This window comes from Burkholderia sp. 567, assembly GCF_040545115.1.
In the GTDB taxonomy this organism is placed as follows: Bacteria; Pseudomonadota; Gammaproteobacteria; order Burkholderiales; family Burkholderiaceae; genus Burkholderia; species Burkholderia ambifaria.
Genome location: NZ_JBEPLG010000001.1, coordinates 60,826 through 75,586, shown reverse-complemented (window position 1 = coordinate 75,586; position 14,761 = coordinate 60,826). Strand labels below are relative to the sequence as shown.

The 14,761-nt window shown below is 67.7% G+C and carries 14 protein-coding genes; 7 read left to right on the top strand and 7 right to left on the bottom strand.

Annotated features, from left to right (window positions below):
- Positions 1-25: 25 nt before the first annotated feature.
- The 7 genes from ABIC50_RS00355 to mpl form a co-directional block, all read right to left on the bottom strand.
- Positions 26-424 carry an EF-hand domain-containing protein gene (locus ABIC50_RS00355; protein WP_354161008.1) on the bottom strand — a complete coding sequence of 133 codons (399 nt, stop codon included), beginning with the start codon at positions 422-424 and terminating at the stop codon, positions 26-28.
- Between the two features lie 82 nt (positions 425-506).
- Positions 507-2,117: a S10 family peptidase gene (locus ABIC50_RS00350; protein WP_354161005.1), complete on the bottom strand. Its 1,611-nt coding sequence runs from the start codon at positions 2,115-2,117 to the stop codon at positions 507-509.
- A gap of 434 nt (positions 2,118-2,551) precedes the next feature.
- Positions 2,552-3,289 carry a monofunctional biosynthetic peptidoglycan transglycosylase gene (gene mtgA / locus ABIC50_RS00345; protein ID WP_354161002.1) on the bottom strand — a complete coding sequence of 246 codons (738 nt, stop codon included), beginning with the start codon at positions 3,287-3,289 and terminating at the stop codon, positions 2,552-2,554.
- 14 nt (positions 3,290-3,303) lie between these two features.
- Positions 3,304-4,170, bottom strand: coding sequence for a shikimate dehydrogenase (gene aroE, locus ABIC50_RS00340; RefSeq protein WP_354161000.1), 867 nt, complete (start codon positions 4,168-4,170; stop codon positions 3,304-3,306).
- Positions 4,167-6,257, bottom strand: coding sequence for an RNB domain-containing ribonuclease (locus ABIC50_RS00335; RefSeq protein ID WP_354160998.1), 2,091 nt, complete (start codon positions 6,255-6,257; stop codon positions 4,167-4,169). Before ABIC50_RS00335 ends, aroE begins: the two co-directional genes overlap by 4 nt.
- Positions 6,258-6,338: 81 nt before the next feature.
- On the bottom strand, positions 6,339-6,908 hold the full coding sequence (locus tag ABIC50_RS00330; RefSeq protein WP_011655925.1) for a YqiA/YcfP family alpha/beta fold hydrolase: 570 nt from the start codon (positions 6,906-6,908) through the stop codon (positions 6,339-6,341).
- Entirely contained in the window at positions 6,905-8,290 is a 1,386-nt protein-coding gene (mpl, locus tag ABIC50_RS00325; RefSeq protein WP_354160995.1) for a UDP-N-acetylmuramate:L-alanyl-gamma-D-glutamyl-meso-diaminopimelate ligase, read from the bottom strand. The genes ABIC50_RS00330 and mpl overlap by 4 nt, the downstream gene beginning before the upstream one ends.
- Positions 8,291-8,512: 222 nt before the next feature.
- Between mpl and ABIC50_RS00320 the strand changes: the two genes are divergently transcribed.
- The 7 genes from ABIC50_RS00320 to ABIC50_RS00290 all read left to right on the top strand — a co-directional run bounded on the left by ABIC50_RS00320 (position 8,513) and on the right by ABIC50_RS00290 (position 14,692).
- Positions 8,513-9,157, top strand: a complete 645-nt coding sequence (locus ABIC50_RS00320) for a UDP-N-acetylmuramate--alanine ligase (RefSeq protein ID WP_354160993.1) — start codon at positions 8,513-8,515, stop codon at positions 9,155-9,157.
- A gap of 7 nt (positions 9,158-9,164) precedes the next feature.
- The gene (locus ABIC50_RS00315) at positions 9,165-9,719 is read left to right on the top strand and encodes a TlpA family protein disulfide reductase (RefSeq protein ID WP_011655922.1); all 555 of its coding nucleotides are present in this window, start codon (positions 9,165-9,167) and stop codon (positions 9,717-9,719) included.
- Between the two features lie 194 nt (positions 9,720-9,913).
- Positions 9,914-10,366 (top strand): type II 3-dehydroquinate dehydratase, encoded by a 453-nt coding sequence (aroQ, locus tag ABIC50_RS00310; protein WP_006756005.1) that lies wholly within the window; start codon positions 9,914-9,916, stop codon positions 10,364-10,366.
- Positions 10,367-10,432: 66 nt separating this feature from the next.
- Positions 10,433-10,906 (top strand): acetyl-CoA carboxylase biotin carboxyl carrier protein, encoded by a 474-nt coding sequence (gene accB, locus ABIC50_RS00305; protein ID WP_011655921.1) that lies wholly within the window; start codon positions 10,433-10,435, stop codon positions 10,904-10,906.
- Positions 10,907-10,991: 85 nt separating this feature from the next.
- Positions 10,992-12,359, top strand: a complete 1,368-nt coding sequence (accC, locus tag ABIC50_RS00300) for an acetyl-CoA carboxylase biotin carboxylase subunit (RefSeq protein WP_006752252.1) — start codon at positions 10,992-10,994, stop codon at positions 12,357-12,359.
- 2 nt (positions 12,360-12,361) lie between these two features.
- Entirely contained in the window at positions 12,362-13,264 is a 903-nt protein-coding gene (prmA, locus tag ABIC50_RS00295; RefSeq protein ID WP_105834694.1) for a 50S ribosomal protein L11 methyltransferase, read from the top strand.
- A 45-nt stretch (positions 13,265-13,309) separates the two neighbouring features.
- A complete protein-coding gene (locus ABIC50_RS00290; RefSeq protein WP_354160990.1) occupies positions 13,310-14,692 on the top strand; it encodes a DUF3426 domain-containing protein in 1,383 nt (460 codons plus the stop codon).
- Positions 14,693-14,761: the final 69 nt, after the last annotated feature.

Below are 14,761 nucleotides of genomic sequence, written 5' to 3'. Positions count from 1 at the left end.
CCCCCGTTATCCACGCGCGCCGCGCTTACTGCTGGTTCGTGCTGCGCGCCTGCATGTAGCGCTGCACGTCGGAGAACGACACGCGGCCGCTGCCGCTCGCGTCGATCTGCCGGAAGTGGTTCGCGACGTAGCCGAGGCCGGCCGCGCGCGCCTGCGCTTCGGTGATCGAACCGGTGTTCTGCGTATCGGCCGCGCCGAACTGCCGCGCGAGCTTGCGCACCACCTGCGCGTGCAGCGCGGCACCCGTCGTCTGCGTGCCGGCGGTCGGCTTGCGCGCGGCCGGCGGCACGTACGGATCGCCGAGCTGCGCCTGGCGCGCGCGCGCCGGGGTGGCGGCGTCGCTCGCCTGCGCGAACGCGGATGCGGATGTTGCAGCGCCGGCGCATGCAAGCGCCGCGGCAACGACGATGAAACGTTTCTTCATGTCAGGCTCCAGTCTGGAATGAGGTCGTCGACGGCCGGCGAACGGCGCGGCCACGCGCGCGTCGCCAGGCCCGCCCATCGCATCAATGCGCGGCCGCGTTGTAGAAGGTCACGAGGTCGGCCTTCTCCTGCGGACGCGACGTATCGTCGAGATAGACCATGTGTCCACCCTGATAGTCCTTGATCGTCAGGTTCGGTTGCGAGCCGAGCCGCGCGAGGTCCAGCTCGGTCTGGTAGAACGGCGTCGCGATGTCGTGATACCCGTTCAGCGACAGCACCTTCAGCGACGGATTGAGCGTCAGCGCCGCGGCGAGATCGGGGATCGTGTCGGGCATCGCGAGGCCGTCGTGCGACCAGTCCCACGTGTTGATCGCGTTGCTGCTCAGCGAATACGCGGACTGCGCGCTGTACTTCAGCACGTTCGGCAGGTAGCTGCCGATCGTGTCGGTGAACGGCTTCGTGATGAACGTGCTCGACGGGTCGCCGTCGGCCGCGAGCGGGCTCGACGACGGCACGTTCACGCGTGCGTCATAGCGACCGATCAGCGTGCCCGGGATCAGCGCCACCTGGAAGCTGTTGTCGAAGAACGTCGGGACCACGTTGAAGTCCGCATTCCACAGCGACTGCTTCACGCCGGTCGAATTCACCATCGTCGTGACGAGCGTCGACGGGGGCGGCGTGTGGCTCGCGAGATACGCGTTCACGGCAGGCGCGTAGCTGCCGGCCGTCAGCAGGCGCATCTGGTCCGCATACTGCGGCAGGCTCGACGGGTTCGGATTGTCGAGCTGGTAGTACGCGCCGACGGTGCCGTAGGACGGCACGAAGCCCGCGCAGCTCACCGGGCTCGACCCGTTGTTCGAGTTGCCGATGTAGTCGCTCGCCATGTCGCAGTTCGCGTTGTAGTTCAGGATCGACGACTGCAGCACGATGCCGGCGAGCTTCACGCCAGCCGTTTCGAGCAGGTTCGCGAGCACGTCGGTGCGCGGCGTGCCATACGATTCGCCGAACAGGTATTTCGGGGAATCGTTGCGCTGGTTCACGGCGAGGTAGCGCATCACGAAATCGCGAAACGCGCCGCCGTCCTGGTCGACACCCCAGAACGTCTGGTTCGTGTTCGGCGCGATCGCTTCCGAGAAGCCGGTGCCGATCGCATCGACGAACACGAGGTCGGTCGTATCGAGCAGGCTTTCCGCGTTGTCGACGAACGGGAACGTCGAGGTGTTCGCGTTCGGATCGCCCGTCTGGATCCGTTTCGGACCGAACGAGCCGAGATGCAGCCACACCGATGCGGAACCGGGGCCGCCGTTGTACAGGAACGTGACGGGCCGCTTCGCGGCGGGCTGGTTGTCGGCGGTGTATGCGATGTAGAAGAACGATGCCTCGGGTGCGCCCGTCTGCGGATTGCGCGAGACGAGGTGGCCGGCGGTGGCCGTGTAGCGGATCGTCTGGCCGCTCAGCGTGATCTGGTGATGGGTGACGGCGGCCTTCTCGACCGCGGCGGACGCATCGAGCGACGCGGTCGCGCTCGACGAATAACTATTGGGATCGTTGTACGGCCTGTCCACCTGAGCGGCGGGATCGGCTGAGTTGGCGGCACCTGTTGCGGCGGACGACGTCACGTCGTCGTTGCAGGCCGTCAGAATCAGCGAAGAGAACACAACTCCCAACAACAGCTTCGCTTTGCTCGCTGGCATCGTTGCTTTCCTTCTCTCGAATGTTTTTTATGTCGAGCAGCCGGGTACGCCGCCCCCCGCCTCGATTGCGGCCGATAAGCCGAGGCGCTGGCCAATATACGCGAGCGGGTCGGCTTTGAAAAATTTGGAAATATTCGAGCGAAGGTCGGTGCGGCGCACACCTTTCAGGAATGCTTCGATTCGCACACCATCGTTTTTCAGCCGGCTTTCAGCGCATGGCGCGTGACCGTTGAAACGGAGAAACCGAGGGGATTTCGTGCCATATCGGCAAACAAAACCGCGCGGCTGCGGGGATTGCTCAGTAAAGCGAAATAGATGATTTCGTCTAAACAATGCGACCCGAAATCCGGGCGATACCCATGCGCTGCAGCGCACCAATCGCGCGCCGGCGACGGAACGGACAATGCAACGGCGCGAGCGCGCCGCTCACTGCCTCACTGCGATTGCGGAAGCTCGGCCGCGCCCATCCGGCGGGCAATGACGGCCGCGCGCTGCGCCTGGTAGGCCGAGCCGCGGTGCGCGTCGAACCAGCGCGGCTTCGGCAGCATCACCGCGAGGCGCGCCGATTGCCACGCGCCGAGCCGGCTCGCGGGAATCCGGTAGTAATAGCGTGCGGCGGCCTCGGCGCCGTACACGCCGCGGCCCCATTCGACCGAATTCAGGTAGATCTCGAAGATCCGCTCCTTGTCGAGCACCGTCTCGAGCATCCACGTGATGATCAGCTCCTGCCCCTTGCGGATGTAGCTTTTCTCGCGCGACAGGAACAGGTTGCGCGCGAGCTGCTGCGTGATCGTCGAGCCGCCCGCGACGATCCGGCCGCGTGCCTTGTTCTTCTCCCATGCCTGCAGGATCGCGTCGACGTCGTAGCCGTTGTTGGTCGCGAAGGTCGAATCCTCCGACGCGATCAGCGCGCGCTTCAGGTTGCGCGAGATCTGGTCGTACGGCACCCACTGGTGCTGGACCTGCGCGGGCGGCTTGTCGCGCGACAGCCACCACGCGTCGGTACGCATGAACGCGGTCGAACCCGGGTTGATGAACGACCACAGCGCGATCTGCACGAGATAGAACAGCTGCGTCGCGAGCCACGCGCCCGCGAGCACCGAACCCGCGTAGACGACCCAGCGGGTCGGGCTGACCGTGCGCGTGCGCCGCATGCCGCTTACCGCCGCCACCTGCCGCGCTCCGCTCAGGCCGCCGCGAGCGCCTGGCGCAGCGCGGCCAGCACGGGCGCGCCGTCCGGCCGCACGCCGCGCCAGATGAAGAATGATTCGGCCGCCTGCTCGACCAGCATGCCGAGACCGTCGGCCGTGCGCGCGCCGAGCGACGCCGCATGCTGCATGAACACCGTCGGCTGCGCGCCGTACATCATGTCGTAGGCCAGCGTGCCCGCGCCGAACGCGGCGGCGTCGCACTCCGGCAGCGCCGCATCGAGACTGCCGGCCGTCGCGTTGACGATCACATCGTACGGTTCGGCACGGACGGTGTCCGGGCCGCCGCCCGCCAGCACGCAGCCCGCATCGTGCGCGGCCTGCGTGAACTGGCCGACGAGCGTCTCGGCCTTGCTCGCGGTGCGGTTCACGATCGTGATCGACAGCGGTGCGCGCTCGAGCATCGGCAGCACGACACCGCGGGCGGCGCCGCCCGCGCCGAGCAGCAGGATGCGCGCGCCTGCGAGCGACACGCCGAGATTCGATTCGATGTCGCGCACGAGGCCGACACCGTCGGTGTTGTCGCCGTAAATGCTGCCGTCGGCGTCGATACGCAGCGTGTTCACCGCGCCGGCCGCCGCCGCGCGCGGCGACAGCGTGTCGGCAAGCGCATGCGCATCGAGCTTGAACGGCACGGTGACGTTCGCGCCGCGCCCGCCTTCGGCGACGAACGCGCGCACGGCGGCCTCGAAGCCGTCCACCGGCGCGAGCCGGTGCTCATAAGTGATCGCTTCGCCCGTCTGCGCCGCGAACTGCGCGTGGATGAACGGCGACTTGCTGTGCGCCACCGGGTTGCCGAACACCACGTAGCGGTCGGGGCCGCTCGTCGGCGCGATCGCAGTCATGATGCGCGGCCCTCTTCGCTTACCTGGCCGTTGCCGGTCGCGGCATCGCCGCCTTCGGCCGCCGCGCCGTCCGATTCGGCCAGCGCTTCGGCCTCGGTTTGCGCCGACGCGTCTTCCGCATCGACCAGCGTGTCGTCGCCGCCTTCGGTTTCGTCTTCGTCCTCGGCCGCCTCGCCGGTCGTCACGGTCGGCGCGTCGAGCACGTTCAGGAGCCGCACCGACGCCTCGATCGTCAGCTCGTCGAGCGACATCACGTCGAGCAGCACGCGCGTGCCGCGCGCATGCACGCCGAGCCCCGGCACGTGCAGCAGCAGCGGAATTTCCTCGAGACGCACGAGATCGCCTTTCACGACGCTCGCGACGACCTGCTTCTTCTGCTCCTGCGCAAGCCAGCGCAGGCACCAGAAGTATTCCATCCGGCGCTGGTAGTCGGCGTACGCGGTATAGGTGTCGTCGAAGCCCTGCACGACCGCGTACAGGTCGGCGTCCTTCGGCTTGAACGGCGCGGCGAGCTTCGCGGTGACGCCGTGCTGCACGCACGCGAGCAGCTGCCACTGGTTCACGAGGTCGACGTAGCGGCGCAGCGGCGACGTGCTCCACGCGTACTGCGCGACGCCGAGGCCTTCGTGCGGCGCGGCCGTCGTCTGCATCCGCGTGCGCTTTGGGCCCGGCGCGCCGAAGCCGCGCTGCGAGCGGTAGATGCCCGGCACCGTGTGATCGTGCAGGAACGCGCCCCACGTCGAGTTCGCGAGGATCGCGAGCTCCGACACGATCAGGTCGAGCGGCGACCCGCGGCGACGCGGCGTGATCGTCACGTGCTCGCCTTCGACGTAGAAGTTGTAGTCGGTGTTGCGCTGCACCTCGCGCTTCAGGCCATAGCCCGCGCGCGCGACCTGGCGCTTCTCGAACAGCGCCTGCGCGAGCGGCCACAGCACGGCGATGTCGTCCTTGTGCGGGTAGTCGCCGGTGCCGGCCGCGAGCGTCTCTTCGTTGACGAGCTCGTCGAGCGTGTTGTGGCGCAGGTTGCTCTTCACGAACACGAGCTCGGCGCGCGTCTCGTTCGCGACGATGTCCTGCGTCTCACGGTTGACGATGATGTACAGCGACAGCGCCGGGCGGTAGTCGCCCTCCTTCAGCGTGAACACGTCGACGACGTCGTCCGGCAGCATCGTGATCTTGTCGCCCGGCATGTAGACGGTCGACAGGCGCGTACGCGCGATCGCATCGACCGCGTCGCCGCGCACGATGCCGAGCGCCGGCGCCGCGATGTGCACGCCGATCCGCACGCGACCGTCGGCGAGGTGCTCGACCGAGAACGCGTCGTCGATTTCGGTCGTCGTGACGTCGTCGATCGAGAACGCCTCGACGTCCGCGCGCGGCAGGTCGTCCGGCAGCGGGCCGACCGTGACGGGCGGAAAGCCCGTGCCGTGCGGGAAGAATTCCGCGAGGAAGCGCGCCTCGTGCAGCGCACGCGCCGACGCGACGCCGCCGCAGTCGAGCATCAGCCGCGCCGGCGACACGCCGCGCGCGCCGGCCGCCGCCTCGAGCGCCTTGTATTCGATCGAATTCTTGTCCGGCCGCGTCAGCAGCCCGAGCACCTTGCCCGCGAACGCCTCCGGCAGCTTGCCGGCCTTCAGCTCCTCTTCATACTGGACCTGGACGAGCGCCTGCTGGCGCTTGCGCTCGAGCGACGCGAGCGCCATCTTGAGCTGGTCTTCCGGCGCGCGCTGGTACTGGCCGCGCCCCTTGCGGCGGAAGTAGACGGGCGAGCCGTGCAGCCGCAGCACCAGCGCCGCGCGCTCGACCGCGCCGTAGGTCGCGCCGAAGTATTCCGCGGCCAGCGCCGTGTAGGTGAATTCTTCCGCCGGCGCGCATTCCCACAGGAAATCCAGGTCGATCTGCTGCGCGGCCGTGTCGGCTTCCTGCATCAGTTCGCTCGCGGCCGGCTTCTCGAATTCGATCAGCACGTCTTTCGCGCGCACCTTCGCCCGCCGCCCGCCGGGCAACTCGACCTGAAACGCGTCGCCCTGGCGCGACAGCACGCTGCCCGCCTTGAAACTGCCCGATTCCTCGAAGAAAACGTTCACTCAGTACTCTCGTTCAGACTGCCGGGCGCCGCATTGGCGGCGCCGCATGATGATGGGAATTCGATCGGCATGACGCCGGGCTCATGACGTCGTGTCGTCGCAAAAAGCGAGAACGTCGTCGACATAGTCGGCAAATTCGCTGATTCCGTGATCGCTGCCTTCGATCACGCGCGTTTTCGCGCCCGGGTAGTGGGCGAGCATCTCGCGGTAGTCCAGCACTTCGTCGCCCGTCGCCGCGAACAGATAGTAGCGCTCGGGACGCGAAATCGCCGGCACGCGCAGCGCATCGAGCTCCTGCAGGTGACGGCGTTCGACGACGATCGAGCCGCCGCCGTGCCACAACGGCTGTTCGCCCAGATACTGTTCGAGATCGCGTTGCGGCACGATCGCCGGATTCAGCAGCACCGCCTTCCAGCCGTGCTTTTCCGCCAGCCAGGTCGCGTAGTAGCCGCCGAGCGAGCTGCCGATCACCGTCACGTCGCGCGCCCCGGCCACCTCGGCTTCCGCCACGGCGATCGCATCGAGCGGCGACACCGACAGCGACGGGCAGCGCCACTCGTGCGTGCGGCCGAGCTCGGCCATGCGCGCGGCGAGCAGCCGCGACTTCTGCGACTCCGGCGACGACCGGAACCCGTGCAGGTACAGGATCACGCGCGGCTCCCGAGCGCGTCGAGCAGCCTCTGATGCACGCCGCCGAAGCCGCCGTTGCTCATCACCAGCACGTGGTCGCCCGGACGCGCGGCCTCGACGACCGACTTCACCAGCAGATGGAGATCGTCGAACGCACGGGCCTTGTCGCCGAGCGGCGCGAGCGCGTCGGCGAGGTTCCAGCCGAGCACGTCGCGCCCGGCGGGCGCGCCATAGCCGAACACGAGATCGGCGTCCGCGAGGCTGGCCGGCAGTTGCGCCTTCATCACGCCGAGCTTCATCGTGTTCGAGCGCGGCTCGAGCACCGCGAGAATGCGGGAATTTTGACGGCCGATGCGCGCACGAAGGCCGGCGATCGTGGTTTCGATCGCGGTCGGATGGTGCGCGAAGTCGTCGTACACGGTCACGCCGTCGATGCTGCCGCGCACTTCCATGCGCCGCTTCACGTTGCGGAACGATGCGAGCGATTCGGCGGCCTGCGCGGGCGGCACGCCGACGTGGCGCGCGGCGGCGATCGCGGCGAGCGCGTTCATCCGGTTGTGGTCGCCCTGCACCTGCCACGCGACTTCACCGACGCGCTCCGACTGCGAATACACCGCGAACCGTTCGTCGACCGGCACGCCGTCCTCGGCGGGCAGCGCCTGCCAGCCGCCGTCGACGCCAAAGCGCTCGACCTCGCTCCAGCAGCCGCGCGCGAGCACGCGCTCCAGCGCGTCGGAACGGCCGTTGGTCACGAGCCGGCCGACACCCGGCACGGTACGCACGAGATGATGGAATTGCGTTTCGATCGCGGCGAGATCCGGGAAGATGTCCGCGTGATCGAATTCGAGATTGTTGAGCACCGCGGTGCGCGGCCGGTAGTGGACGAACTTCGAGCGCTTGTCGAAGAACGCCGTATCGTATTCGTCGGCCTCGATCACGAAGAAGCTCGAATCGGTCAGCCGCGCCGACACGCCGAAGTTCAGCGGCACGCCGCCGATCAGGAAGCCCGGGTTCAGGCCGGCATCTTCCAGCAGCCACGCGAGCATCGACGACGTGGTCGTCTTGCCGTGCGTGCCCGCGACCGCCAGCACCCACTTGCCGGCCAGCACGTGCTCGCCGAGCCATTGCGGGCCGGACACGTAAGGCAGGCCGCGATCGAGGATCGCCTCCATCAGCGGGTTGCCGCGCGTGACGACGTTGCCGATCACGAACAGGTCGGGCTTCAGGTCGATCTGCTCGGCGCCGTAGCCCTCGATCAGCGTGATGCCCTGCGCCTCGAGCTGCGTGCTCATCGGCGGATAGACGCCCGCGTCGCAACCCGTCACCGTGTGGCCCGCCTCGCGCGCGAGCACGGCAAGACCGCCCATGAAGGTGCCGCAGATGCCAAGAATGTGGATGTGCATAGATGAATGCTTTCGCGCCGCCGGGCGCCGTCGATTCGGAAAGGAAGGTCTGCGGCACGCCGGACAGGCCGCCCGGCCAACGACTTTCGCCGCGACACAAAGACCGCCATTGTAACTGACGCCCCGCCGTGACCGGCGGCCCGAACGAGGATCGCGGACGCCGCCCGGCACGCACCGGCACCACGTTCGGGCGCGACGGCGATCGAGTATGATTGCCGGATCATGTCTCGCAAACCCCTTGTCGACCCGCGGCGCGCCCGCGAGGAAATCGCCCAGTCCGCCGCCCGCCTGATCGCGGAGGACGGCCTCGATTACGCCAGCGCGAAGCGCAAGGCCGCGCGCCAGCTGTTCGGCGATGCGCGCGTTGCCGGCGAATGGCTGCCCGATAACGACCTGATCGAAGAAGAACTGCGCGAGTATCTCGCCCTGTTCCAGAGCGACACGCAGCCGGACGAACTGCGCCGCCTGCGCGAGCTCGCGCTCGAGTGGATGCGCCGGCTCGCCGAGTTCAATCCGTATGTGACGGGCGCGGTGCTGCACGGCACCGCGAACGAGCATTCGGACATCCATTTGCAGATATTCACCGACAACCCGAAGGACGTTGCGATCTACCTGCTGAACCAGAACGTTCAGTACGACGTATCCGAGACGCGACATTTCGCCGGCCGCGCCGACGTCGAGACGCTCAGTTTCCTGTGGCGCCCGCGGCGCGACGTGGACGCGATCGGCATTCACGTCGCGCTCTACGCGAGCGACGACCTGCGCGGTGCGGTCAAGGCCGACGCGCGCGGCCGCGTCGCGCGCGCGGACGCCACCGCATTGCGCGCGCTGCTCGAGGCCAGCAACGCTCCTTCCGAACCGGAATGATTCAACGATGATGACGAAACGCATGTTGGCGCTCGCGGTGGTCGCGGCCGCCGCCGTCGCCGGCGGGCTCGCCGCCGGCCATTGGTTCCGCGGCGGCAGCGCCGATGACGGCGTCGCCGTCGCGGCGCCCGCCGCGCAGGGCAACCCGGTCGACCAGCTGTGGGCCGCGTCGCTGACCGGCGTCGACGGCAAGCCGGCGTCGCTCGCCTCCTTCAAGGGCCAGAAGGTCGTGGTCAATTTCTGGGCGTCGTGGTGCGGCCCGTGCGTGGAGGAGATGCCGGAACTCGTCGCGCTGTCGCATCAATACAAGCAGAAAGGCGTCCGCTTCATCGGGATCGGCGTCGATTCCGACCAGAACGTGAAGAACTTTCTCCAGAAGGTGAAGGTCGACTATCCGGTTTTCGTCAGCGGTTATGCGGGTGCCGATCTGGCCCGCAATTTCGGAAATACGGCCGGCGCGCTGCCGTTTACGGTCGTCATCGACGAAACCGGCAAGATTCGCGAGACAAAATTAGGACAAATCCAGCCGGCCGAGCTGAGAAAGACCCTCGACGCGCTGTGATCGTCCTGAACGGCCGCCCGCACGTTGGCGGCGATTTGTGCGTCGATCGCCGCAATTTCACGGAAATTCGCCGATACTTTGTGGTCCTGCCGGTAATTCTTGCAGGTCCGGCGCGCTCGGCCGTTCGGCAAAACTAGACAAATTTCTCTAAATAGCGCTAAAGTTCGCGCAATTCCGCAGAAATAGAAGCGACCATGACACGATTGCTGGTGCTGCACGGCCCCAACCTGAACCTTCTCGGCACCCGGGAACCGGAGGTGTACGGCCGCGTCACGCTCGCGCAGATCGATCAGGCGCTTGCCGCGCGGGCGCAGGAAGCCGGCGCCGAGCTGTCGTCGTTCCAGAGCAACCATGAAGGCGCGCTCGTCGACCGCATCCAGGCCGCGCGGGAGGAACAGACCGATTTCATCCTGATCAATCCCGCCGCGTATACGCACACCAGCGTCGCGATCCGGGACGCGATCGCCGGCGTAGGCATCCCGTTCGTCGAGATTCACCTGTCGAACGTGCACCGCCGCGAAGCGTTCAGGCATCACTCCTACTTTTCCGACCAGGCCGAAGGCGTCATCTGCGGGCTCGGCTGGAAAGGTTATCTGTACGCGCTCGAGTACGCGCTGGATAAGCTGCAAGGCGCGTCGCGCGGCTGATTTCGCGATCTAGATTCAGCGCCGGCCCCTAACCGGCGCTTTCACGTATTGAAAGGGGAATTCCCGATGGATCTTCGTAAGCTGAAAACTCTGATCGACCTCGTTTCCGAATCCGGCATCTCCGAGCTGGAAGTCACGGAAGGTGAAGGCAAGGTGCGCATCGTCAAGAACGCGCCGCCGGTCTACGTGCAGCAGACGGCTGGGTTTGCCCCGCAGGTCAGCGCGCCCGCTCCGTCGGCCGCGCTGCCGACCGACGGCGCCGCCGCGCCGGCCGCAGGCGCGGCAGCCGCACCGGCCGTCCCGCAGGGCCACGTCGTGACGTCGCCGATGGTCGGCACGTTCTATCGCGCGCCGTCGCCGGGCGCCGACCCGTTCGTCCAGGTGGGCGACACGGTCAAGGAAGGCCAGACGATCTGCATCATCGAAGCGATGAAGCTGCTCAACGAGATCGAGTCGGACAAGGCCGGCGTCGTCAAGGAAATCCTCGTCGAGAACGGCCAGGCCGTCGAATACGGCCAGCCGCTTTTCGTGATCGGCTAACTCCGCCGCGCGGCCCTGCCGGCCGCGCGCCGCCGATGCTCGCCAGGCGCCGTTCGCGCGCCCCTCGAAGAGACGAATACTCGCTATGTTTGAAAAAATCCTCATTGCCAACCGCGGTGAAATCGCGCTGCGCATCCAGCGCGCGTGCCGCGAACTCGGCGTCAAGACGGTGGTTGTCTACTCGGAAGCCGACAAGGAAGCCAAGTACGTGCGCCTCGCGGACGAAGCCGTCTGTATCGGTCCCGCCCCGTCGAACCTGAGCTACCTGAACATGCCCGCGCTGATCAGCGCCGCGGAAGTCACCGATGCCGAAGCGATTCACCCCGGCTACGGCTTCCTGTCGGAGAACGCCGATTTCGCGGAGCGCGTCGAGCAGTCGGGCTTCACGTTCATCGGGCCGCGCCCGGAAACGATCCGCATGATGGGTGACAAGGTCACCGCGAAGCAGACGATGATCAAGACCGGCGTGCCGTGCGTGCCGGGCTCGGAAGGCGCGTTGCCGGACGATCCGAAGGAGATCGTCAAGATTGCGCGCACGATCGGCTATCCGGTCATCATCAAGGCGGCGGGCGGCGGCGGCGGGCGCGGAATGCGCGTCGTGCACACCGAGGCCGCGCTCGTCAACGCGGTCAACATGACCCGCGAGGAAGCCGGCCGTGCGTTCGGCAACCCGCAGGTGTACATGGAGAAGTTCCTCGAGAACCCGCGCCACATCGAAATCCAGGTGCTGTCGGACGCGCACAAGAACGCGATCTGGCTCGGCGAGCGCGACTGCTCGATGCAGCGCCGTCACCAGAAGGTGATCGAGGAAGCGCCGGCGCCCGGCATTCCGCGCCGCCTGATCGAGCGCATCGGCGACCGCTGCGCGGACGCGTGCAAGAAGATGGGCTACCTCGGCGCGGGCACGTTCGAATTCCTGTACGAGAACAACGAGTTCTACTTCATCGAGATGAACACGCGCGTGCAGGTCGAGCACCCGGTGTCCGAGATGATCACGGGCGTCGACATCGTGCAGGAACAGATCCGCATCGCGGCCGGCGAGAAGATCGCGCTGCGCCAGCGCGACATCCAGTTCCGCGGACATGCGATCGAATGCCGGATCAACGCGGAAGATCCGTTCAAGTTCACGCCGTCGCCGGGCCGGATCACGTCGTGGCATACGCCGGGCGGCCCCGGCGTGCGCGTCGACTCGCATGCATACAATGGCTATTTCGTGCCGCCGAACTATGATTCGATGATCGGCAAGCTGATCACCTACGGCGCGACACGCGACCAGGCGATCCGCCGGATGCGCATCGCGCTGTCGGAAATGGTCGTCGAAGGCATCCACACGAACATCCCGCTGCACCGCGAGCTGATGATCGACTCGAAGTTCGTCGAAGGCGGCACCAGCATCCACTACCTCGAACACCGGCTCGCCCAGAAGCAGCAGGTCGCACCGGAAGAAGCGTAAGCATGAGCTATCGCGAACTCGTCGTCGAACTGGCCCGTGAGCATGCGGAGGCGCTGTCCGACGCGCTGCTCGAACTCGGCGCGCTGTCGGTGTCCGTCGAAGACGCCGACGCCGACACGCCCGACGAACAGCCGCTCTTCGGCGAGCCCGGCCTGGTTCCCGATCGCACCGCGTGGCAGCACTCGCGCGTGATCGCGCTGCTGTCGCCCGATCACGAGCCGGCCGTGCTGCTCGCGGCGGCCGTGAACGACATCGGCGTGGCCGAAACCCCGAAGTTCGACGTACGCGAAGTCGAGGAACAGGACTGGGTGCGGCTCACGCAGTCGCAATTCGAGCCGATTCCGATCGGCGAGCGGATCTGGGTCGTGCCGTCGTGGCACGACGCGCCCGACCCCGACGCGTTGATCCTCGAACTCGACCCCGGTCTCGCGTTCGGCACCGGCAGCCATCCGACTACGCGCCTGTGCATGGAATGGCTCGAACAGTCGGTGAAACCCGGCCAGTCGGTGCTCGACTACGGCTGCGGCTCGGGCATTCTCGCGATCCTCGCGCGCAAATGCGGGGCGAACCCCGTGGTCGGCATCGACATCGATCCGCAGGCGGTCGAGTCGGCGCGGCAGAACAGCGAACGCAACCACGCGGAAGTCACGTACGGGCTGCCCGACGCGTGCCCGGCCGGCGAATTCGACATCGTCGTCGCGAACATCCTGTCGAACCCGCTGAAGCTGATGGCGTCGATGCTCGCGTCGAAGGTGAAACCGGGCGGGCGCATCGCGCTGTCGGGCGTGCTCGCGCGCCAGGCGGACGAAGTCGCGGCCGTCTATGCGCGCTACGTCGACATCTCGGTCTGGCGCGAACACGAAGGTTGGGTATGCCTCGCCGGAACCCGGCGCGAAAGCCATTAGAATAGCGCTGTCCTTCACTCTGGCCAGCAGGCCGCCCGGCTCGACATGCTTCTTGCGACGCGCTGCCCTCATTGCGAAACCGTCTTCCGGCTGCAGCAGGAACAGCTCTCGCTGCATGACGGGCTCGTGCGCTGCGGACACTGCCAGCAGGTCTTCAACGCCTCGCAATCACTCGTACCCGATCCGGCGCGGCAGCCCGACCCGGCGCTGACCGAAGCGGCACCGGCCGGGCCGGACGCCGCGCCCGCGCGGCTCTTCGGCACCGCCCCCCCGGTCGAGCCGGCGTCCGGTATCGACTACAAGCCCGAAGGCTGGGACATGTGGGCGCCGTGGCTCGATGCCGGCGTCGATCCATCGTTGCAGCACACGGTGCAGACCGTGCGCGCCGAGCCACTGGTGCCGCTCGCGCTGCCGGCCATGGAAGCCGGTGTCGTGCGCCTTTCCGGCACGCCCGCACCGATTGCCTCCGCCCCTGCCGAGCTGCACGCCGCGCACACGCAAGCGGCCGAGCCGGACGCGACGCTGCACGAAACCGACGCGTCGGGCACGTCGTTCGCCGCGTCCGCTGCCGAGCCCGACCTGCGCGAACCGCGCTTCGTCGCGCACACGCCGTCGGTCGAACCCGCCGCAGCGGAGCCCGCCGAACCGGTGGGCAATGCGCGCTTCGCAGTGCCGGACGACGAGCACGCACCGCGCGAACCGCGCTTCGCGTTCAGGCCGGCGCAAGCCGTATCCGAACCCGAATCCGGACCCGACATCCACGCCGACGAACGCGCGCCCGCACCGACCGCGGCCGCCAGCGAACCGGCCGCCGAACCGGACATCCACCCCGCAGCTCAACCGGCCGCCCAACCGGCCCTCCCCTTCCCCGCCGCCCTGACCGACGACGACCGCCCACATTTCGCCGTGACGCGCGAGACGCGCGAGACGGGCGCGCCGCAGCGACGCGGGATGCTCGGCGGCTTTTTCGGCGGCCTCGTCGCCGCGGCGCTCGCGGTGCTGCTCGTCGCGCAGCTCGCATGGTGGCAGCGCGAAACCGTGATGATCTACTGGCCCGCCACGCAGGGCTGGTTCCGGCAGGCGTGCGCGCCGCTCGGCTGCAGGCTCACGCCGCCGCGCGCGATCGACGGCCTGCGGCTCGACGCGACCGACCTGCGCCAGATCGACGGCCCGCGCACGCTCGAGCTGAAGGTGCCGCTGACGAACCGCTACCGCGTCGCGCTCGCCTATCCGTCGCTCGAGCTGACGCTGCTCGACGACACGAATCACGTGACCGTGCGCCGCGTGCTCGCGCCGCGAGACTACGTGCGTCCGGGCACGCCGATCGACGCCGGGCTGCCGCCCGGCTCGACGCAGACGATGGTCGTCCGTCTCGACACGAACGGCACGCCCGCCTCGAATTTCCGCGTCCAGATCTTCTATCCGTGACGCCCCGCGGCGCGCGCATGCGCGCCGTCTCAACCCGCGCGCCGCAGCGGCGCGCTATTTCGGAGCACG

Bases quoted from the DNA above. Each gene is read 5' to 3' on its own strand.
- ABIC50_RS00355 (WP_354161008.1), bottom strand. From the start codon at position 424: ATGAAGAAACGTTTCATCGTCGTTGCCGCGGCGCTTGCATGCGCCGGC.
- ABIC50_RS00350 (WP_354161005.1), bottom strand. From the start codon at position 2,117: ATGCCAGCGAGCAAAGCGAAGCTGTTGTTGGGAGTTGTGTTCTCTTCG.
- aroE (WP_354161000.1), bottom strand. From the start codon at position 4,170: ATGACTGCGATCGCGCCGACGAGCGGCCCCGACCGCTACGTGGTGTTC.
- mpl (WP_354160995.1), bottom strand. From the start codon at position 8,290: ATGCACATCCACATTCTTGGCATCTGCGGCACCTTCATGGGCGGTCTT.
- ABIC50_RS00320 (WP_354160993.1), top strand. From the start codon at position 8,513: ATGTCTCGCAAACCCCTTGTCGACCCGCGGCGCGCCCGCGAGGAAATC.
- ABIC50_RS00315 (WP_011655922.1), top strand. From the start codon at position 9,165: ATGATGACGAAACGCATGTTGGCGCTCGCGGTGGTCGCGGCCGCCGCC.
- aroQ (WP_006756005.1), top strand. From the start codon at position 9,914: ATGACACGATTGCTGGTGCTGCACGGCCCCAACCTGAACCTTCTCGGC.
- accB (WP_011655921.1), top strand. From the start codon at position 10,433: ATGGATCTTCGTAAGCTGAAAACTCTGATCGACCTCGTTTCCGAATCC.
- accC (WP_006752252.1), top strand. From the start codon at position 10,992: ATGTTTGAAAAAATCCTCATTGCCAACCGCGGTGAAATCGCGCTGCGC.
- prmA (WP_105834694.1), top strand. From the start codon at position 12,362: ATGAGCTATCGCGAACTCGTCGTCGAACTGGCCCGTGAGCATGCGGAG.
- ABIC50_RS00290 (WP_354160990.1), top strand. From the start codon at position 13,310: ATGCTTCTTGCGACGCGCTGCCCTCATTGCGAAACCGTCTTCCGGCTG.